Raw genomic sequence first — 18590 nt, 5'->3', positions numbered from 1 at the left:
GTCATAGGGCGCTTTTGACTATTTCATAAAGTCTGTAAGGCAGCGTATCAAATGTGTTCCAGCGAACGACTTGCTCGTAATTGTTCTCTGCAACCGATTGTCTTTGTTGAGGGTTTGTTACATAGTGCTCGACCTTTTTAATCAAATCGTTTTCATGTGTGTAAAAAGCGAAGCTTGAAAATGCCTGTGACGGTTGTAGATCTGTCAACTGAAAGCCTCCGCTTGCAGCGATATCAAATGCTCTGTTGTTGAGGCTCATATTTTGAACATTGGCTTTGTTTTGATTATAGGCAAATTGCGCGGGCCTGTGCGGATTCAGAACAATGGCTGATGTTTGATAGATGTCTGCCATCTGCTCGGGACTCAGCCAGTGGGTCATCAGTGAGAGATCACGATATCGTCTGCGTGATTTATTCAACACGCGATGCCACTCTTTTCCTGCTACGAGAATGCGCCATTTGTTTTGATGTAAGAGTGTATTGATGGCTTTGATGCGGTTTGGATAAGGGTAGCCAATGAGTGCAATGTCATAGATGCACGACTCATGTGGTGATTCTTTTTTCTGAAATACGTGTGTATTGGTCGGAATGGGAAAGTAGTGCGTGTGATTAGTGCCTAGTTGTTTGTAAAATGACAAAGCACCTTCGTCAATCGTTAAGATCAACTGTGCATCATTTGCGCATGCGGCTGACACATCTATATAAAAAGGGTCTTCTGTCATCCACAGTACAACGGGGATCTTTTCTTGTTTGAATTGATGAAGCAGTTCTGTTGGAATATGATCACCGATCATCATGAAAACAAAATCCGGAGAGAATGTCCGGATTTTGTGCATATAAGCGGGTAGAGTTTCCCTTTCCACTTTGACGCATAAAAAGGGGGAATCAATGAAGCTATCTTCTATCCATTGATCGAACATCCGATAGATTCCACCGTAGCCAGAGCTGATATAAAGAAGCTTCATGATGGCCCTCTCACATTAAGATGTGAACGTAACACTTTCTACTTTATCTACATCTAATAGAGTCGTTGCAGAGCCTGTAGGTGTCACAGAGCTTTCTTGTGTGACGAAAACAACACCTGTTGAAGCATCGAATGATACGAATTGAACGGGTCCGATTAAGTCACCTGAGTCCATGACAATGCTAATGACTGTTCCAGGTGCAAGTCTTGCGAAAATCCATCTTGCTGGTTGAGATACGTCGAGTGTTGTAGCAGAATCTGAAGGTGATGCTTCAGCAGCTACCTCACTAAATAAATCGTTCAATTTTTCTTCCACTTGAACTCCTCCTTCTTCGAGATTAACTGTTAACGCATGACTAAGCGGTTTGAAAAACAGCTTTAATAGCTCTTTTTTTAATTCGGCACGCTTTTCGCTCATGTTTTCCCCATCCTTTCTTCATCCATTCAAACACACCACTATGTATATGCCGTTCTCTTTTTTTGGTATAAGCATAATGCTCATTCCTTGTTCTTTTTTTCATTTAATGACTTCACACATTTTTGAAAAATGTTTTCAAATGCTGATGCTAAATGAAGTGATCCTCATACTCTAGTAAAGATCAAACGAGAAGAAAGAGGGAATCTGAATGGAATTTGAACAACTATTAAATGGCTGGAACGAAGAATTACTAGAAACAGAAGGAATACTTGAAGTTGTGTTGATAATACTTCTTCTTCATCTTTTAGAGGAAAGTGAGGAAGGGAATGCGTCAGAGATTAAAGAATTGCTGCGCCCGTGGCTTGAGCTCGGCATTCCGCTGCCGCGTGTTCATTTAGTCAATGGAGATGTGCTGCAAAACGTGGTTGTCGTACAATTGTTTGACTCAGTAGCAGTCTTTAAAAATGCGACAAATCAGCTAAGAGTAAGTGTTCCTTATGTGAACATTGTCAGCTGGGGGGCTTTTTAATCTATTTAAAAAAGGATAATGGTCATGAAAGTATCAGTGATATTAACAAGCTACAACAAACCTGATTTCATTGAACGTGTGCTAAAGAGTGTGGTAGAACAAACGTATCAGCATTGGGAGCTTTTGATCATGGATGATGGCTCTGAACAAGAAACGATCCAAAAGATGCAGCCTTATTTAGTGGATAAGCGCATTCAATTGTATTCTCATCAAATTCATCCTGCAAACCGGCTGAAGACTGTACGTTATGCAACGCTAATTAATGAAGCATTAACACGTATAACAGGTGAGCTGGTTTGTTATGTAACTGATGATACAGTCTACAGAAAAGATCGTTTAGAGAAAATGGTCGAGGTTTTTCAATCGAAGCCTCACATAGATATCGTCTATTCCTCGCAGCGTGTCGTGCATGTGAATCAGCATTTGGTGGAAACGGCGAGCTTCGTTCGAGAAGCAGATCAAGTGTTGGAGCATGCATCCTTTCAAGTCGACCATTGCTCTGTTATGCATAGAAGCCGGCTGCTTTCGCTTATTCATGAAAAATACGGACAATACTGGGCCGACGAACCAAAACATTGGCATCATGCTGACTCTGTGTTTTGGATGAGACTGAATCATTTTGCTGCGTTCTTTCCATTACAAGAAGTACTAGATACCACATATAAAACGCCACAATCATTCCATCATATGTTTGCGAGTATGCCCTACGATTTAATTGACGGAGCTGTGATTGAAAGAGAAGGCGATTATTATCAAATCGCTCACGGATATCTTCATCGCATTGACAAGCGTTGGGTGAATGAAAAGAACAGGCGTGCAATTCGTGTTCCTTCCTTATGTACGATGAAATATGAAATGAACGAGCCGCTGACAGTCCCGAATTATACAGTCGTCACCGCAGATAACGGCAGAACATTTTATTATATTGAACATCAGACAAAAAGACGGTTTGCTTCAAGACGTGATGTGCAATATTTTCAGTTTCATCAAAAGGAGATATACACGGTCACAAAACAGCAGCTGGAGACGTTTAAGGATGGCAAGATCATTCAAGTATCTCCTATATTCAGCCCGCCAAATAGACGGCTGTTTAAATGGAAACAAGATGTCTATTTATTTGTGCATGATACCTTTTGCCGAATTGTCCCTGAGGTAGTGAAAATATTTGCGTTTTACCATCAGCCAATCAAACTACAACCTTCTCAGTTTACATTTTTTCAAGAAGGAAAGCCAATTGTGCCGCTGTATATGGAGTCACTTCAGGAATTTGACTTGTCTCTTTATCAAACGTCAGGGCGAAAGCACTCCTCCTAAGAGGGGTGCTTTTTTAGAATTGACGAAAAAAGCAGGAGATCGACAGGAAAAAGCGAAACGTGAAAAGGATAGGGGAACACGTTGAACATCATCAAGCCGCTGAAAATTGGGCAATACAGTGCCGGATTTTCGGCATAGAAAGTGAGGGGGAAATAGTGGGGAAGGTTGTCGAAAGAGCGGATTGGTTTGAATTAATTTTAGAAGCCATCGATGAAGCGATTCACGTTGTAGACGATCAAGGGGTCACCATCTTTTATAATCATAATGCAGCGAAGTTCGACTGTTTAGCGAAAGAAGAGGTGATTGGCAAGTACATACTGGATGTGTATCCTTCATTAACTGAAAAGACAAGTACACTCATGCATGTACTTAGAACAGGAAAACCCATTTATCATTCGTTGCAAACCTATTTGAATAAAAATGGAGAAAAAATTGAGACCGTCAACACCACACTGCCCATTATGGAAGGCAGCAAGTTAATTGGGGCGGTAGAAGTAGCGAAGGATGTGTCGAAGCTGTCGGCGCTTTCGAATCGTTTAGATCAAAAAAAACGAACGGATGGTGCCGCAGAGACCACTCAAATGCTCGATTTTTCTTCATTTTTAACAAATGATCCACACTTAAAAGAGATGCTGGAGAAAGCGAAAAAAGCTGCTGCATATCCTTCATCGGTTATGGTCTTCGGGGAAACTGGGACAGGAAAAGAGGTACTCGTACAAGCGATTGTTCATGCATCTGATCGGAAAGATCAAGTCTTTATCCCGCAAAACTGCGCTGCTCTTCCAGAATCGCTGCTTGAAAGTCTTTTATTCGGGTCTGTCAAAGGAAGTTATACGGGCGCAATAGATCGCAAGGGGCTGTTTGAGTTAGCAGATGGCGGTACGCTTTTTCTTGATGAGCTGCAAGCGATGCCGCTTACGCTTCAAACAAAATTACTGCGTGTGTTAGAGGATGGTGTTGTCCGCCGGATAGGTGATGCAAAGGCGGTTCAAGTAAATGTCAGAGTGATTACTGCCCTCAATATCGACCCATTTGAAGCCGTTAAAAAACAAATGTTAAGAGAAGACTTATTTTATAGACTGCATGTGTCATCATTTCATATCCCGCCGCTTCGCACAAGGAAGCATGATATCCAGCTGTTATCCCGCCACTTTATTCAAACGTATCATCAGCAATTTTCTAAAAACGTCAACCGCCTTTCTGAAGAAACCGTCCAAGTATTTATGGCCCATCAGTGGCCAGGGAATGTCAGAGAATTAAAACATACGATCGAGCATGCCGTCTTGATGATGCCAAAGGAAGCAGAAGAAATCACCCCAGCATATCTCCCTGCCCATTTGCGGACGCATCAGATAGAAAGTCATCCGCCAGAGTCCTCATTAAAAAGTCAAGTGACGTCATTTGAACAAACGCTGATTCAAGAAGCTTTAAGACAGCACGCAGGGAATATTAAGCAAACGGCAGCCGCTTTAAAAATTCCTCGACAAACATTGCAGTATAAACTAAAAAAATATACAGATGCCGAAAAGTAGGCACTTCAAACATGTGAATGTGACGGAAAAGCTCCTTTTGTAAAGAATAGGGGCATTTTCCCATGTTGGCACATAACTTGCATAGTATAAAGTGAATGCTGATAGGGGGAATGGATATGAATCAAAAACTGTATCAACCTGCGCGACATTGGAAGGACATCGAACTTTGGAAGGACGTACCCGAGGAAAAGTGGAACGACTGGATTTGGCAGCTGACGCATACGGTCAAAACGCTAGAAGATTTAGAAAAAGTCGTGAACTTAACAGAAGAGGAAAAAGAAGGGGTGAAGATTTCCACGAAAACCATTCCACTCAACATAACACCCTACTATGCCTCACTGATGAATCCAGACGATCCAAGATGTCCAATTCGTATGCAGTCTGTACCGATTGCAGAAGAGCTTCATAAAACAAAATATGACCTCGAAGATCCGCTCCATGAAGATGAGGATTCACCTGTTCCAGGTTTAACGCACCGCTACCCAGATCGTGTGCTGTTTCTTGTCACAAATCAGTGCTCCATGTACTGCCGCTATTGTACGAGAAGGCGTTTTTCTGGTCAGATCGGGATGGGTGTGCCGAAAAAGCAATTAGATGCCGCCATTGGATATATTAGAGAAACCCCTGAAGTGCGGGATGTGTTAATTTCAGGCGGTGACGGGCTGTTAATTAATGATCAAGTGCTTGAATACATTTTGAAAAACTTACGAGACATTCCTCACGTTGAAATCATTCGAATTGGAACACGTGCACCGGTCGTGTTTCCGCAGCGAATTACAGATGAATTGTGTGAGATTTTAAAAAAATATCATCCTGTTTGGTTGAACACTCACTTTAATACAAGCATTGAAATCACAAAAGAAGCGAAAGAAGCGTGTGAGCGACTTGTCAATGCTGGCGTCCCTGTTGGTAATCAGGCGGTGATCCTAGCAGGAATTAACGACAGTGTTCCAATTATGAAGAAGCTGATGCATGATCTCGTCATGATTCGCGTCAGACCTTATTATATTTATCAATGTGATTTATCTGAGGGGATCGGCCACTTTAGAACACCTGTTTCAAAAGGCCTTGAAATCATTGAAGGCTTAAGAGGACATACGAGTGGTTATGCTGTGCCAAGCTTTGTTGTAGATGCACCAGGCGGAGGAGGTAAGATCACCTTACAGCCAAATTATTTATTATCTCAAAGCCCAGAGAAAGTGGTCCTGCGTAACTTTGAAGGTGTGATCACCTCTTATCCAGAGCCGGAACATTACGTCGCCGGCCAAGCAGATGCGTATTTTAATGAAATCTATGAAGAAAAGAAAGAACCCGCCATTGGCATAACAGCTCTATTTGAGGACGAAGCAAGATCCTTTACGCCTGAAAATTTAAGCCGAATGAAACGAAGAGAGTCTTATGAAACGAATCCTGAACATGATACGCTCAAAAACAAACGTGAAAAACGAGATGAATTAAAAGAGAAGAAATATCAAGCCCAGCTCAAAAAAGAACAAACCGTAAAGGAGGAGAAATAACGTTGCTGACATGTGATTGGTGTGAGGAGAAGAAAGCGAACGCAGGACAGACCACAGTCTATTGGGAACTCATCACGGGCACACAATCGATTGAGATTTTGGAAACGCCTTCGATTTCTTGCACGCATTGCGGGATGACGTATCAGAAGGATGAGACAGTAAAAGAGATAGAAGATCAATTAATTTTAGTCGATCAAACAAAGCTTCCAGAAAAAATCTCATATGAAGAATTAATGAGCATGGAGCGGTTATTAAAGCGTAATTACTTTGATTTTTCTTCATAAGTTGTACCTCCGCCTATACAAGTCATCAAATTCCTGTATAATATAACAACAAAATAGAGTGTCGCGGAGGGAAAAACAGGTGAAGTCGTTTTACCATTATTTAATGAAGTACAGACATCCAAAACCGAAGGATGACATCAGTCATTTTGCAAATGCTGCTTATGAAGATCACAGCTTTCCTAAAGCATCCACTGATTATCATGAGCTATGTGCCTATTTAGAGTTAAATGGGGACTATTTAAGCTCCATGACGACATTTGATGAGGCTTTTGAGCAATACGAAGTAGAAGTCAAAAAAAAATAACACACACAACCGCTTGTTCCGTATGGAAGAAGCGGTTTTTTCATGAAGAAATAAAATGGCGTTTTGCATGGTGTGGTTGCCCATGCAGAATTCCTTGCGCCGGCATACGATACGTTAAGACCAAAAGTCGGGCAAGGGGGAGACAGAATGAAGGCGAAAGCACCAAAATATAAAGTAGGGGATATTGTCGTCGTTGTCATGTACGGCACAGTTGGAACGATAACAAAAGTCCATCAAATTGACCAACATTATCTATATGAGGTCAATCATAATGAGGTGCTTTATTTTGAAACATCACTCCAGCTTTACGATGAGTACGACGGGGTGATTGTAGATACAGAAAAGCTGGACATTGAATATGAGTTCCTCATTGGCGATGTTGTATATGTAAAGGATTACGGGAAAGAGCTATTTAAAATCATTGGCCATCGGACTGAGATATGGCGCTACCTTGAAGATGGCTGGGAAGATGTCATTTATGAACTGACAAGGTTAAAAGACGGAGAATGGCTGGAAACAGAAGAAGAAGACTTGACGCTTGTCCTAAGAAAATATGAGATGGATCAGTTTGTTCATCAGCTTCTTTTTGTGCATTACGTTGGAGAAACCTCAAAAGAAATAGAGGAAGATATGGTGCAAACCGCTCTATTACAGTTAGAAGAGAAACAAGAAAGCGAAGCATCACTAGAATTTCTCGCTGTATCTATAGTGGATGAGCTTCTTGATATTTACAATGATTATAAAATTCTCTATGAATTTTTCAAAGACCCAGAATATAAGGATATGATGGACTTTATTTTGGAAAGTTTAAACGAGCATTTTGGTTAAAAGAAGACTTGTCCTAACACGAATAAAAAGTAAGGAACACAGAAAAAAGCAATCACATAAAACCATCCCCTCAAGATACGGCCCATCACCTGATCAAAAGTATGTCCATCTAAAATGCTTAACCATTTCATTGCCTCATGCCCCTTTTCTTTTCGTTTACTGCATTTATATGTATGGAATGAGCCATTATGACAAACTGTAATAAAAATAAGGCAGCGTTCATACATCATAAAAAAGGAGGCGGAAAGCAATGAAAGAAGCAGATTTGGTGATTGATACAGAGGAAATTGCAGAATTCTTCTACACGGAGCTGGTCAAAAGAGGGTACATACCATCTGAGCTGGAAACGTTTGAGCTTGCCGATATTACATTTGAATATATGCTGAGGAAAGCAATGATAGTTGAAGAAGAGGCGTGGTAGGCACTATACTTTGAAGAGATTCTGAGTAGAAAGGGAGGGGAATTGGTTCGCGTGTATGTCATCATTTTTTTCCTTTTGTTTGGCGCCATCGCAGCGCTTATGGTGTCTGGCATGTTCCAGGAGTTGGACAACCAGATCATCTTATCGTTTGAAAACATCAGACTTCCTTTTTTAAATGATGTCATGCTGACTTTGACTGACTTTGGTATCAGTGCGCTGCTTGTCCCAATCATGCTCATCTTTAGCGTGGTGCTGTTTATGTATAAACGCTACCACTCTATTATGCTGCTTTTTCTACTATATATAGCAGAAAAAACGGTCAATCATGAACTGAAAGGACTGTTTGCTAGAGAGCGTCCGGCCTTTGATCATCTAGTGAATGAGACCTATTACAGCTTTCCAAGCGGACATTCTATGAATGCAGCAACGATCTATCCATTTATCGCCTATCTATTCATTGAAATGATTCCGTGGCTGAAAAAGAGACAAAAAGCAGTCTATATGGTGACAGGATGTTGTGTGCTGATGATCGGCATCAGCAGGATGTATATCGGTGTTCATTATGTCACTGATGTAACAGGAGGCTTTGCGATAGGACTAGCTTTATTTCTCATATGTAAAAAGATTGACGAAAAATTGTCCGTCATTCGACAAAAATAGAAGAAGGAAATTCATAGATCCCAGCCAATTTTATATAAAAGGGGAGGGATTTGAATGCAATTGACGTTGAGATTTTTTCAAAAGAAACCTTCAGCTTATCACTTAACCATCTACCAAACACCTGAATATGGTGCTGCAAGCGGACATCAGCCTGTGTACCGGACAAAGATTGGCGGCAGGACACACCATGATGTACTGGAAAAAGCATTCTCGACATTTAATGTACAAGATACAGTCCCTAATGATTACAATGCACGGTTTATCACAACAGGGGATATCGTTGTGATCGATGACCAGAAAAAAGGGAAGTGCTACTACCAGCTCTTTCCGGCAGGATGGAAACGCAGTGAACGCCTAATGACGATGAGTTAAATATAAACGACGATGCCAGCTTTACTTTCAGCTGGTATTTTCTTTTTTGATCTCAATCGTTTATAATAAATGGGACTAAACACATGTTAAACGTAAGTGGAGGCTAAAAAATGAGTGTACATATTGGAGCAGAAAAAGGACAAATTGCAGAAACGGTATTGCTTCCAGGCGATCCGCTTCGTGCGAAATATATTGCAGATACATATTTAGAAGATGTAGTGTGCTATAACGAAGTGCGCGGCATGTATGGTTATACTGGGACATATAAAGGAAAACGCATTTCTGTACAAGGTACTGGAATGGGCGTACCGTCTATTTCGATCTATGTGAATGAGCTGATCCAAAGCTATGATGTTCAAAACTTAATCCGTGTCGGTTCTTGCGGAGCGATCAAAAAGGATGTCAATGTACGTGACGTCATCTTAGCTCAAACATCATCAACAGATTCTCAAATGAACCGTGTGGCATTTGGACCTATTGATTACGCACCATGTGCTGATTTTGGTTTACTGAAAAAAGCCTACGACACAGCAGAAGCGAAAAATGTAGCTGTGCGTGTTGGGAATGTATTTACAGCAGACCAATTTTATAATGAAAAACCACTTGAGCTGATGGACCAATATGGAATTCTAGCGATTGAAATGGAGACAACGGCTCTTTATACGCTTGCTGCAAAATTTGGCAGAAAAGCGTTGTCGATCCTGACAGTGAGTGATCATGTGCTAACAGGAGAAGAAACAACTGCTGAAGAGCGTCAAACGACATTTGACGAAATGATCTTAATTGCACTAGATTCTGTTTTATAATAGTATAAAGGGTGTGCTACGATGTAGCGCATCTTTATTTTTTTAGTAGAGCAAAAGGAAGGTATGTCATGAAGAAAAGCTATAAAATACTCTCAATCGCATCGATTCTTGGTTTGACGGCCGCATTATCAGGATGCCAGTTGCTGGATCAGAAAAGCGGTACCACTGAATCTAACAAAACAAACGAACAAAAGAACGCAGCAAGTTCATCACCCCAGCAAAACTCAAACGATACGGCAGATTCATCTAATCAAGAGCTGACGTTAAAGAGTGAATATTTCAATGACATCAAGGTAGTGAGCGGACTGAAGACCATTCAAAACCCTGAAAATGTGCTTGCTTTAGTGAACAAAGAATATGCACTGCCAGGAACCTATAAACCTTCTGATCTCGTTGTACCAAAAGTGGAATTCTCTTTTTCAGAGGATATTGAAAAACGATATATTCGAAAAGAAGCAGCGGAGGCACTTGCGAAGTTATTCAAAGGTGCTAAAAAGGAAAACTTTGAGCTCGCTGCAGTATCTGGCTATCGTTCCTATGATCGTCAAAAAGTCATTTTTGATAGTGAAGTGAAACTAAAAGGGAAAGAAAAAGCCCAAGAAGCCGTAGCCTTACCAGGCGAAAGTGAACATCAAACAGGTCTAGCTATGGATATTTCCTCAAAAAGTGCCGGCTTTGAAATCTCTGAAAAATTTGGTGAAACACCTGATGGTAAATGGGTAGCCAAAAACGCTTATAAATATGGCTTTATCATCCGTTATCCAAAAGGGAAAGAAGACATCACGAAATATGAATATGAGCCGTGGCACTTGCGCTATGTAGGGAAAGAAGCTGCAAAAGCGATGCACGATCATGATTTAACATTCGAAGAGTATATGAACAAAGTGAAGAAAATATAAACAAATAAAAGGCCTTCCGAAGCTGGGAGGCCTTCTTTTATACGCCGTTTTAAAAAAAGAACAAACCTGCTAAAGCGAAGCCGGTAATAAAACCGAGACCGATGCCATAAGCTGCACCCCAGCCATAATAACCTCCGTAATATCCATAACCAAAGCCCCCGCGGGACCCGCCGACTGGCCGGATATAAACTTTGCGGTTTGACACCCGCTCAATACGTCCAACATGTACTCTGCCATTTCGATCAGTAATTCTAGCTACTTTCCCCATATGCTGCTGACAAAGTTTATAGTAGCGCTCCATGTTTTTCCTCCTTATGACAAACTCTTTTCACTCTTATCCTATGCGAAAGACTTCATAGAGTTTGGACAAAACATATAGGAGATTCGCTCATTTTATACTGTACATTCAAATACAAGGTGACTCAGATGTTCTCGGTGTGTTTGAATCAGGTCATAGTGTGTCTGCAATGTATCATAAAGAGAAGGTGGTATTTGATCTGATAATTCCATTTCGGTCGGCTCCTCTTGCACCATGTGCTCATCGAATGAGAGAATCCGAATGTCACGAAATCCTGCGGACGCTAACTGCTTTTGCCATTCAGAAAATGAAAAGAGGGAGTGAAACCCGTAAAACTCCCGAATGGCTGTCTGGTCTTTTGAGGTAAGCGGCACTTTTAACACAGCCTCATTAGCGATCAATTGTTTCCCAGGAGCAAGTACCCGTTTGATCTCAGCAAGCGCAGCAGGTAAATGGGTGAAACTTAAAACAGATTCACTGATCAGTAGAGAGAACGAGTCATCTGAAAATGGCAGGTGTTCGATCGATGCTTGCTGTGCACGGAAAGGTAGTTGTTCCCGCTCGAATCGCAGATTGGCTTTTTCAATCATCAAAGGGTGTGCATCAATCGCCTCTACTTCATAACCTAAATGTCCTAGATAGGCGGCTGTTTGTCCTGTGCCGCATCCAACATCCAGTATACGATCGTCAGACGCCAAGTGAAGATGCTCCATCATCGTTTTTGTTAGCTCAATTCCGCCAGGATGGGCACCTGATACACCAAAATAGGCAAGCATTTCTACATAGTCACTCATGGAATCCCTTCTTTCTTTATCATGTTTCTCTCTAAAGATTATGCATTGCAAGGCTAAATGGCTTATCTTTTCAAATAGAAGTTTGATCCTTTGGTTGACGGATGAAGAATCGTCCTTGATAATAATGAAAGGAGATAAAGGTGGTGTTTTTTTGAAAAAACAATTCAAGTTCGTGATAGCCATTCTGGTGACAGCAGCGCTTTCCTCAGCGATTACATTTGTGATCACAAAACAAGGTGCTGTCAGCGTTTCAGGAGATGAGAAGTTTAGTAAACTCATGGCTGCATATACGAAGGTAAAAAACGAGTATTACGAAAAAACGGATGATCAAAAACTAGTAGACGGTGCGATTCAAGGAATGATTGCATCACTTGATGATCCATACTCTACATATATGGATCAGGAGGAAGCCGAAGGATTTAACAACACGATTTCATCTTCATTTGAAGGAATTGGTGCACAAGTAGAAGAGAAGGATGGACAAATTTTAATTGTCGCACCGATTAAAGGCTCTCCTGCTGAAAAAGCTGGTTTGAAACCTCATGATCGTATTTTAAAAGTGGATAGTAAAAGTACAAAAGGTATGTCAGTGAATAAAGCTGTTTCTCTTATCAGAGGGAAAAAAGGAACGGATGTCAAACTGCATTTGAACAGACAAGGTGTTGGAAATGTGGATGTCACGATCACAAGAGATACCATTCCGCTTGAAACGGTGTATGCAAAACTAACAAAAGATAAAATAGGCGAAATCCAAATCACTTCTTTTGCTGAAACCACGTCTAAAGAATTGGATAAAGCGATTGATGACCTCGAGAAAAAAGGGGCAAAAGGTTTTGTCATTGATCTAAGAGATAATCCAGGCGGCATTATGACAGAAGCGATTGAAATGAGCAATGACTTTATCGATAAAGGAAAAGTCATTATGCAAGTTGAGGAAAAAGGGAAGAAACAAGTGTACAAAGCGGAAAAAGAACGTAAAGTTCATCAGCCGGCAGTTGTCCTTGTAAACGGTGGTTCAGCGAGTGCTGCTGAAATTATGGCGGCGGCTCTACACCAATCCTCTAGCATTCAACTTGTTGGAGAAAAGACATTTGGTAAAGGAACTGTTCAGAATGCGCAAAGCTACAATGATGGCTCTAGTGTGAAATTAACCATTGCCAAGTGGCTGACACCAGACGGGTCTTGGATTCACAAAAAAGGAATTGAGCCACAGGTGAAAGCATCTCTGCCGAGTTATGCGAAGCTGCCATACTTAAGTCCGAAAAAGACATATCAACTGAATGATGATGGAGATGAAGTCAAAGCAGCTCAAAAAATGTTCCAAGCGCTTGGCTACAAAGCAAAAGCCAATGGAGAATATGATCAAGCATTCCAGTCGATCGTAAAAAGTTTCCAATCAGATCACGATCTAAAGGCTGATGGTATTCTGACAGGGGACACAACGACGGTACTGATGACAAACATCCAAGATAAGCTCAAGAAAAATGACACGCAAATGAAAAAAGCCATTGAAGTGTTGAAAAAAGAAATGAAATAGAAAAAGCAGTCCTCATCAGGGGACTGCTTCAAATTGTTGACAAAGGGCTAAAATGAACTTTATTTTAGCCCTTTGTCTTCTTTTCAGCTCAGCGTGATAGAAAACCTTTGAAGTCTAGGAAGGACGAGTACTGGAGCGGAGCGAATTTGACATTCGTGAGCACCAGCACGCAGGACTAACAAAGAATGCGAGGGTTTGTCTACACGCTGAAGCAGTCCTTATCAGGGGACTGCTTTTTTCTTGTATTACGCTTTGTTAGCCACAGGTTCCGTTGTTTTCCCATTCTTTTCAAACAAATCACTTGTCACAGCATTAGATGTGACATTCTTTTGGAAGAATGGATTCAAAATCAGGATGACCACAACGTTTGCTAGTAAACCAAGAAATCCTTCATAAAGACCAAACGTGACTTGTGAGATATTGGCTGTAAAGGTGACGATGATGCCAACAACTAAACCCGCAATCGTTGCTTCTCTTGATTGTTTTTTCCAGAACAAGCTGATCGCAATGGCAGGGAAGATTTGAACCATTCCTGAAACACCAATGAGCTGAAGCGTTACAAGTGCTGTTGGGAAGAGCATTCCGAATAGTAGAGCCAGCCCGATCACGATAAATACCATCGAACGTGTAATGATCGTTAACCGTTTAGGTGACACAGTTGGATGGATTAAATCACGGTACAAATTATTGGCAAATAAATTCGATGCCCCAATGGCCATGATCGAACATGGAATGAGAGAAGCAAGTGCAATCGTTGAATACGCAAGCCCCTGCATCACGCCGCCATATGACGTATGAATTAAATGAAGAAGAGCAAATCTTGGATTTGTATCTTCCGGTAAGACTAAAAAGGCAATGAAGCCAAGGAAGATGACCAAAATCAATACAATGTTGTAAAGAGGTAAAAACATACTGTTTTTACGGATGGCATCTGCGCTTTTGGCTGTGAAAACGCCAGTTGCTGCATGTGCCCACATAAATAATGCGAGTGCAGAAACACCTGATGCGGTAATAAACCACAAAATGCCTTTAGGCCCGCCTTCAGGAATCGTCAGAAGCTGTGGGGCTTCCTTAGCTAACGTATTCATCATTGGGGTCCAGCCGTTAAAATGAATAATCGGGAGGGAAACGACCATAAAGAGCATGATCACCCAAACAAGAATATCTTTAATAATGGCTGTATATGTAGGACCTTTAATACCACTGAAAAATGTATAAAGTGCAACTAAAATAAATGAAATGATAACAACTGCATTCACATTAATATAACTCGTTCCAGCGACAGTTAACGTATCTTGAATCCCGCTGAGCTGAAGACAAATGTATGGAATGAGCATGAGTACACCAACAATGGCAATCAAACTAGATAACAGTTTACTGTCAAATCGCTCACGTGCATAATCAGCAAGTGTTGTCAGCTTGTGATTTTTTGCAACCGTCCAAAGTTTTGGTAAGAAGAAATACGCAATAAAATAAGCAAGAACTGAATAGGGGATAGCGAAAAAAGCAACACTTCCCGCTGTATAAGCTGTACTTGTGAGCCCTAAAAAGGTATAAGCAGTATATAAGTCTGCGCCAACAAGGAACCAGACGAGAAGCCCGCCAAATTTTCTCCCGCCAACAGACCATTCTTCGACTGACTGTCTTGATGATTTATCACGACCAGCGGCAAAACCGATGACCACGACGATGAAAATAATACTTGCAGTAATCAATAAAGCTGTTAAGTTTCCTTGCATTCGTCAGTTCCTCCATTTGAATGTTGCATCCTGTAAATGATAAATGTGCAAACGGGTGTGAGTACAATCCATAGTAAGAGCCAGAAGTGGAAAAAAGGCAGCCCGATGACAAATGGATGAATACGATTCACAAAGGGGAGCAGTGCAAGCTGTCCAATGAATGGAATCGCGATGAGTAGCGCCAGTATCAGTTTTTTGTTCATGTTTTCCTCCTCTAATATTTTGTAATTTCATAATAATAGCAGTTGTCAGATTAGATCACAAGACCATTTTCAGAAAAAACAATCATTTTTATGAATATCATACTAATATAACGCTTTCATTTTTAAAAAGAGGTAAATAGTGAAGAATGAGAAAGGAAAACTTAAAAATAAGTATGGAAAAATAACATTTAGAGCAAATAAAAAAGCCCCAGCATGACGCTGAGACTGTGCCGTTTTTTATAGGAAATCAGATACTTCTTCGATGTCAAAACGATTGCTTTTGTGAGCTTCTTTTGCTGCTTTCCCGACAGAAATCAACATCACTGGTTCGTATCGACCGCTCACATTGAATTCTTTCACGTAAGCTTCTTTGCTGAAACCGCCCATTGCGCATGTATCATATCCCATTGCTTTCGCCGCAATCATTAACTGCATAGCAGCTAACGAAGCGTTTGAATACGCAGCTTCACGTGCATATTGCTCGCTTTGGTAAGCACCATTGATTTGTGTCATCAGTGTTTCTTTAATATCTTCTGTGATGAAACCTTGTTCTGCTAGCTCACTGTAGATTTTTTCACCCTTTAGATTGGCTTCAAGGTCACCAAGCACTGCAATCACAGCTGATGCTTGAGAGACTTGTTTTTGGTTGTAAGCAATTGGAAGAAGTTTTGCTTTTGATTCAGCACTATGGAAAACAGTGAAATGCCAATGCTGAAGGTTCCAAGCAGATGGTGCTTTTGTTGTGATATCAAGAAGCTCTGTTAACTCTTCTTTTGTCATTTCATGAGTTGTATCATACTCTTTTACTGAAGCTCTTTCTTTTAAAATGTCAATCGTTTTTTGATCGCTCGCCATATGGATATTTCCTCCCGTTTTTGCAAATAGTATGGTACAATAAATAAAAAAGTGAGAAACTTACTTATTGTAACTAGAGATATATTTTAAATTGTACACCGTTAGTTTGTCAAACGATTATGAAAAGAAAGGCTGAAATATATGGAATTTCAATTATGTCCAAACATTCAGCAAGCTTTTTTGCTACTTGGCAAAAGGTGGAATGGTCTCATCATTCATGTATTGCTTGATGGTCCGAAGCGGTTTAAAGACCTGACGGACATTATTCCATCCATCAGTCAAAAAATGCTCGCAGAACGCTTAAAAGAGCTTGAGCAAGAAGGAATCATAAAGCGCACTGTACTTCCTGAAACGCCAGTCAAAGTCATCTATTGTCTAACCGAAAAAGGGAGTGCATTACATGGTGTGTTCGGAGAAGTATCGCGCTGGGCAGGGGAGTATGCTGGATCTCATGAAAAAAAGGAGCAAGCTTAGTTTTAGGTTTGCCCAAACGTTTTGTCTTCTAATGAATATGCTGATGTTAGGCACATGACAAAGGAGGAGAAAAGCATGTACCCTCATACTCCGTATTTTCGAGGCGGTGCCCCTGGCATTCCGCCATATGAATCTAGAGTCCCTTTGTTTTTTGGTTTTGGCGCTCCTTTAGTCGGCGGACTGCTTGGCGGATTTCTAGGAAGTGCGATTTTTAATTATCCTCGTCCATATTACCCGCCACCACCACCGCCTGTTCCACCACCTTATGGCGGCGGATATCCACCATATTATTAAGAAAAAAGAGTAAGCCTGCTTCCATTTCAAAGCAGGCTTTTTATAATGGAATATCAATTTCAGAAATGCCTGGATCATCATGCTTTAAAAACATAATTTCTAAAATACCATCTTGATACGAAGCCTTCGTTCCTTTTCTTTTCACAGCAGCAGGCAGGACAACCTTCTTTTGTTTATTCTCTTCAGGAAAATGATCAATAAACAGCAGATTGGCTGTATGTTTGATTTTTACTTTTTCCGTGTTCGGACGATCGAGCTCTATTTTGACAAACACGTGATCTGTCGTCTCAAATACTTCAACATTCGGCTCTTTCTTTTTTTTATCGTCTGTCTCTCTTTCTTTCTGCTTCTGAGACAGCGGATCCTGAAAGGGGAATTGAGCAGAATAATTGGAGCCGAAAACACTTTCCATGACTTGATTGACATATTGCTCAACGTCTTTAGGATCTGAATTTTTTAACGCTTCTTTTGAAAATTGCTTTTGAAAAGGGAATAATCGGTTCCAGTCAAACATGCAAATCATCCTTTCTAAATGCCCTGAATTAGTATATGCCCATAATGTGATGTGCGTGCTATAATATACGATAGGTTTAGAAAGGAATGGTTAGATTGAACGAACAACAATCAAAAGGTGTCTTATATACGGCTGCATCTTTTACATTATGGGGGTTGTTCCCATTATATTGGAAGCTGATGGAGCATATTTCGTCAGGCGAAATTTTAGCGCACAGAATCGTATGGTCCTTTGTTTTTATGTGCGGTATTCTTTTATATTTAAAGCAAGTCCGTCCAGCGATGCAGACTGTGAAAGGTCTGATGATAGATGGAAAAGCACTTTTTTCATTACTTTTATCGGCTATTTTAATTTCGGTCAACTGGTATGTATACATTTGGGCTGTAAATCACGATCTGATGCTGGAAGCGAGTTTAGGGTATTATATTAATCCGCTTGTATCAGTTTTACTAGGCATCATTTTCTTAAAAGAACGACTGAATAAAATGCAAACCACCGCCATTCTCATTGCTGCAGCTGGTGTCATCATCTCAACTGTTCAGTACGGCTCATTTCCTGTCGTGGCTTTCGTATTGGCTTTTAGTTTTGGGTTTTATGGACTGATTAAAAAAAGAATGAGTTTTACGAGTGCCATTGGATTAACCATTGAAACACTGCTTCTTGCACCAGCTGCGCTTGTTTACTTATTTTTCTTCTTAAAAGAACCTGTTGTCACGATGAATCCGAGCAGCTTCGGCTCTCTTGGGCTATTATTTTTTGCAGGTGTCTTTACAGCTGTACCGCTTCTTTTATTTTCTGAAGGAGCCAAAAGAATTCCTTTATACCAAGTTGGTATTTTGCAGTATATTGCACCAACTATTACACTCTTTTTGGGGCTATTTGTGTATCACGAACACTTATCTGCAGCAAAAATCGTGACATTCCTCTGTATTTGGGTGGCGATTTTACTATTTACAACCTCTCAACTCCGAATGAAAAAAACAGCGAATTCTCATTAAAGAGACGAAGCAGTTTGCTTTTTTTTGCAGGCGGATC

25 protein-coding genes are annotated in these 18590 nt (G+C 40.7%); 16 read left to right on the top strand and 9 right to left on the bottom strand.

Translation table 11 applies throughout. From position 1 onward, the window contains the following. Position 1 precedes the first annotated feature (1 nt). Positions 2 to 964, bottom strand: a complete 963-nt coding sequence (locus tag ID12_RS14455; RefSeq protein ID WP_050827308.1) for a CgeB family protein — start codon at positions 962 to 964, stop codon at positions 2 to 4. Positions 965 to 979: 15 nt separating this feature from the next. After that, positions 980 to 1381 (bottom strand): hypothetical protein, encoded by a 402-nt coding sequence (locus ID12_RS14450; RefSeq protein WP_007500770.1) that lies wholly within the window; start codon positions 1379 to 1381, stop codon positions 980 to 982. 208 nt (positions 1382 to 1589) lie between these two features. Between ID12_RS14450 and cgeC the strand changes: the two genes are divergently transcribed. From cgeC to ID12_RS14415, 7 genes are all read left to right on the top strand, one after another. Next, positions 1590 to 1910 carry a spore maturation protein CgeC gene (cgeC, locus tag ID12_RS14445; protein WP_050827307.1) on the top strand — a complete coding sequence of 107 codons (321 nt, stop codon included), beginning with the start codon at positions 1590 to 1592 and terminating at the stop codon, positions 1908 to 1910. Between the two features lie 18 nt (positions 1911 to 1928). After that, a complete protein-coding gene (locus ID12_RS14440) occupies positions 1929 to 3224 on the top strand; it encodes a glycosyltransferase family 2 protein (RefSeq protein WP_050827306.1) in 1296 nt (431 codons plus the stop codon). A gap of 155 nt (positions 3225 to 3379) precedes the next feature. Beyond that, a complete protein-coding gene (locus ID12_RS14435; RefSeq protein WP_024718563.1) occupies positions 3380 to 4756 on the top strand; it encodes a sigma-54 interaction domain-containing protein in 1377 nt (458 codons plus the stop codon). A 116-nt stretch (positions 4757 to 4872) separates the two neighbouring features. Beyond that, positions 4873 to 6273: a lysine 2,3-aminomutase gene (gene kamA, locus ID12_RS14430; protein WP_008346434.1), complete on the top strand. Its 1401-nt coding sequence runs from the start codon at positions 4873 to 4875 to the stop codon at positions 6271 to 6273. Positions 6274 to 6275: 2 nt separating this feature from the next. Next, positions 6276 to 6557, top strand: coding sequence for a YokU family protein (locus tag ID12_RS14425; protein ID WP_024718564.1), 282 nt, complete (start codon positions 6276 to 6278; stop codon positions 6555 to 6557). A 79-nt stretch (positions 6558 to 6636) separates the two neighbouring features. Continuing rightward, the gene (locus ID12_RS14420; protein ID WP_008346438.1) at positions 6637 to 6861 is read left to right on the top strand and encodes a YozE family protein; all 225 of its coding nucleotides are present in this window, start codon (positions 6637 to 6639) and stop codon (positions 6859 to 6861) included. A gap of 147 nt (positions 6862 to 7008) precedes the next feature. After that, positions 7009 to 7689 (top strand): hypothetical protein, encoded by a 681-nt coding sequence (locus ID12_RS14415; protein ID WP_008346441.1) that lies wholly within the window; start codon positions 7009 to 7011, stop codon positions 7687 to 7689. On the opposite strand, the gene ID12_RS19620 is transcribed toward ID12_RS14415, so the two are convergent. Next, positions 7686 to 7820 (bottom strand): hypothetical protein, encoded by a 135-nt coding sequence (locus ID12_RS19620; RefSeq protein ID WP_017359686.1) that lies wholly within the window; start codon positions 7818 to 7820, stop codon positions 7686 to 7688. The two genes, ID12_RS14415 and ID12_RS19620, sit on opposite strands and share 4 nt — an antisense overlap. Before the next feature lie 119 nt (positions 7821 to 7939). Here ID12_RS19620 and ID12_RS19065 point away from each other — a divergent pair, with 119 nt between their 5' ends. The 5 genes from ID12_RS19065 (at position 7940) to ID12_RS14395 (ending at position 10847) form a co-directional block, all read left to right on the top strand. Then, the gene (locus tag ID12_RS19065; RefSeq protein ID WP_017359685.1) at positions 7940 to 8110 is read left to right on the top strand and encodes a YozD family protein; all 171 of its coding nucleotides are present in this window, start codon (positions 7940 to 7942) and stop codon (positions 8108 to 8110) included. 51 nt (positions 8111 to 8161) lie between these two features. Beyond that, the gene (locus tag ID12_RS14410; RefSeq protein ID WP_050827694.1) at positions 8162 to 8770 is read left to right on the top strand and encodes a phosphatase PAP2 family protein; all 609 of its coding nucleotides are present in this window, start codon (positions 8162 to 8164) and stop codon (positions 8768 to 8770) included. 54 nt (positions 8771 to 8824) lie between these two features. After that, positions 8825 to 9142 carry a YodL domain-containing protein gene (locus tag ID12_RS14405; RefSeq protein ID WP_050827305.1) on the top strand — a complete coding sequence of 106 codons (318 nt, stop codon included), beginning with the start codon at positions 8825 to 8827 and terminating at the stop codon, positions 9140 to 9142. A gap of 110 nt (positions 9143 to 9252) precedes the next feature. Beyond that, positions 9253 to 9948, top strand: coding sequence for a purine-nucleoside phosphorylase (gene deoD, locus ID12_RS14400; RefSeq protein ID WP_007500754.1), 696 nt, complete (start codon positions 9253 to 9255; stop codon positions 9946 to 9948). A 68-nt stretch (positions 9949 to 10016) separates the two neighbouring features. Beyond that, complete coding sequence (locus ID12_RS14395) at positions 10017 to 10847, top strand: M15 family metallopeptidase (RefSeq protein WP_017367458.1); 831 nt, start codon at positions 10017 to 10019, stop codon at positions 10845 to 10847. Between the two features lie 49 nt (positions 10848 to 10896). Here ID12_RS14395 and ID12_RS14390 read toward each other — a convergent pair whose 3' ends face one another. Together ID12_RS14390 and ID12_RS14385 are read right to left on the bottom strand one after the other, a co-directional pair. Then, positions 10897 to 11148 carry a hypothetical protein gene (locus tag ID12_RS14390; protein ID WP_008346452.1) on the bottom strand — a complete coding sequence of 84 codons (252 nt, stop codon included), beginning with the start codon at positions 11146 to 11148 and terminating at the stop codon, positions 10897 to 10899. 92 nt (positions 11149 to 11240) lie between these two features. After that, positions 11241 to 11939 (bottom strand): class I SAM-dependent methyltransferase, encoded by a 699-nt coding sequence (locus ID12_RS14385; protein WP_050827304.1) that lies wholly within the window; start codon positions 11937 to 11939, stop codon positions 11241 to 11243. A 151-nt stretch (positions 11940 to 12090) separates the two neighbouring features. Here ID12_RS14385 and ID12_RS14380 point away from each other — a divergent pair, with 151 nt between their 5' ends. Continuing rightward, positions 12091 to 13476 (top strand): S41 family peptidase, encoded by a 1386-nt coding sequence (locus tag ID12_RS14380; RefSeq protein WP_050827303.1) that lies wholly within the window; start codon positions 12091 to 12093, stop codon positions 13474 to 13476. A 245-nt stretch (positions 13477 to 13721) separates the two neighbouring features. Here ID12_RS14380 and ID12_RS14375 read toward each other — a convergent pair whose 3' ends face one another. From ID12_RS14375 to ID12_RS14365, 3 genes are all read right to left on the bottom strand, one after another. Then, positions 13722 to 15215, bottom strand: a complete 1494-nt coding sequence (locus ID12_RS14375; RefSeq protein WP_050827302.1) for a sodium:solute symporter family protein — start codon at positions 15213 to 15215, stop codon at positions 13722 to 13724. Beyond that, complete coding sequence (locus ID12_RS14370) at positions 15200 to 15418, bottom strand: DUF3311 domain-containing protein (protein ID WP_017359680.1); 219 nt, start codon at positions 15416 to 15418, stop codon at positions 15200 to 15202. Before ID12_RS14370 ends, ID12_RS14375 begins: the two co-directional genes overlap by 16 nt. 237 nt (positions 15419 to 15655) lie before the next feature. Continuing rightward, complete coding sequence (locus tag ID12_RS14365; protein ID WP_017359679.1) at positions 15656 to 16273, bottom strand: nitroreductase family protein; 618 nt, start codon at positions 16271 to 16273, stop codon at positions 15656 to 15658. A 141-nt stretch (positions 16274 to 16414) separates the two neighbouring features. Here ID12_RS14365 and ID12_RS14360 point away from each other — a divergent pair, with 141 nt between their 5' ends. Continuing rightward, on the top strand, positions 16415 to 16747 hold the full coding sequence (locus tag ID12_RS14360) for a winged helix-turn-helix transcriptional regulator (protein ID WP_017359678.1): 333 nt from the start codon (positions 16415 to 16417) through the stop codon (positions 16745 to 16747). Positions 16748 to 16822: 75 nt separating this feature from the next. Further along, positions 16823 to 17041, top strand: coding sequence for a hypothetical protein (locus tag ID12_RS14355; protein WP_003215921.1), 219 nt, complete (start codon positions 16823 to 16825; stop codon positions 17039 to 17041). A gap of 40 nt (positions 17042 to 17081) precedes the next feature. Here the strand turns inward: ID12_RS14355 and ID12_RS14350 are convergent, their stop codons facing one another. Further along, complete coding sequence (locus ID12_RS14350) at positions 17082 to 17555, bottom strand: Hsp20/alpha crystallin family protein (protein ID WP_008346468.1); 474 nt, start codon at positions 17553 to 17555, stop codon at positions 17082 to 17084. Between the two features lie 86 nt (positions 17556 to 17641). Between ID12_RS14350 and rarD the strand changes: the two genes are divergently transcribed. Beyond that, positions 17642 to 18553 (top strand): EamA family transporter RarD, encoded by a 912-nt coding sequence (gene rarD / locus ID12_RS14345; RefSeq protein ID WP_007500743.1) that lies wholly within the window; start codon positions 17642 to 17644, stop codon positions 18551 to 18553. Positions 18554 to 18590 lie beyond the last annotated feature (37 nt).

Source organism: Bacillus altitudinis (assembly GCF_001191605.1).
Taxonomy (GTDB): domain Bacteria; phylum Bacillota; class Bacilli; order Bacillales; family Bacillaceae; genus Bacillus; species Bacillus altitudinis.
This window is presented reverse-complemented; position numbering and strand designations above follow the sequence as displayed.

Excerpts from the sequence above, each read along its gene's own strand:
- ID12_RS14360 (WP_017359678.1), top strand. The coding sequence starts at position 16,415 with ATGGAATTTCAATTATGTCCAAACATTCAGCAAGCTTTTTTGCTACTT.
- ID12_RS14405 (WP_050827305.1), top strand. The coding sequence starts at position 8,825 with ATGCAATTGACGTTGAGATTTTTTCAAAAGAAACCTTCAGCTTATCAC.
- ID12_RS19620 (WP_017359686.1), bottom strand. The coding sequence starts at position 7,820 with ATGAAATGGTTAAGCATTTTAGATGGACATACTTTTGATCAGGTGATG.
- cgeC (WP_050827307.1), top strand. The coding sequence starts at position 1,590 with ATGGAATTTGAACAACTATTAAATGGCTGGAACGAAGAATTACTAGAA.
- ID12_RS14350 (WP_008346468.1), bottom strand. The coding sequence starts at position 17,555 with ATGTTTGACTGGAACCGATTATTCCCTTTTCAAAAGCAATTTTCAAAA.
- ID12_RS14440 (WP_050827306.1), top strand. The coding sequence starts at position 1,929 with ATGGTCATGAAAGTATCAGTGATATTAACAAGCTACAACAAACCTGAT.
- ID12_RS14415 (WP_008346441.1), top strand. The coding sequence starts at position 7,009 with ATGAAGGCGAAAGCACCAAAATATAAAGTAGGGGATATTGTCGTCGTT.
- ID12_RS14390 (WP_008346452.1), bottom strand. The coding sequence starts at position 11,148 with ATGGAGCGCTACTATAAACTTTGTCAGCAGCATATGGGGAAAGTAGCT.
- deoD (WP_007500754.1), top strand. The coding sequence starts at position 9,253 with ATGAGTGTACATATTGGAGCAGAAAAAGGACAAATTGCAGAAACGGTA.
- ID12_RS14365 (WP_017359679.1), bottom strand. The coding sequence starts at position 16,273 with ATGGCGAGCGATCAAAAAACGATTGACATTTTAAAAGAAAGAGCTTCA.
- rarD (WP_007500743.1), top strand. The coding sequence starts at position 17,642 with ATGGTTAGATTGAACGAACAACAATCAAAAGGTGTCTTATATACGGCT.
- ID12_RS14370 (WP_017359680.1), bottom strand. The coding sequence starts at position 15,418 with ATGAACAAAAAACTGATACTGGCGCTACTCATCGCGATTCCATTCATT.
- ID12_RS14395 (WP_017367458.1), top strand. The coding sequence starts at position 10,017 with ATGAAGAAAAGCTATAAAATACTCTCAATCGCATCGATTCTTGGTTTG.
- ID12_RS14355 (WP_003215921.1), top strand. The coding sequence starts at position 16,823 with ATGTACCCTCATACTCCGTATTTTCGAGGCGGTGCCCCTGGCATTCCG.
- ID12_RS14375 (WP_050827302.1), bottom strand. The coding sequence starts at position 15,215 with ATGCAAGGAAACTTAACAGCTTTATTGATTACTGCAAGTATTATTTTC.
- ID12_RS19065 (WP_017359685.1), top strand. The coding sequence starts at position 7,940 with ATGAAAGAAGCAGATTTGGTGATTGATACAGAGGAAATTGCAGAATTC.
- ID12_RS14385 (WP_050827304.1), bottom strand. The coding sequence starts at position 11,939 with ATGAGTGACTATGTAGAAATGCTTGCCTATTTTGGTGTATCAGGTGCC.
- kamA (WP_008346434.1), top strand. The coding sequence starts at position 4,873 with ATGAATCAAAAACTGTATCAACCTGCGCGACATTGGAAGGACATCGAA.
- ID12_RS14450 (WP_007500770.1), bottom strand. The coding sequence starts at position 1,381 with ATGAGCGAAAAGCGTGCCGAATTAAAAAAAGAGCTATTAAAGCTGTTT.
- ID12_RS14455 (WP_050827308.1), bottom strand. The coding sequence starts at position 964 with ATGAAGCTTCTTTATATCAGCTCTGGCTACGGTGGAATCTATCGGATG.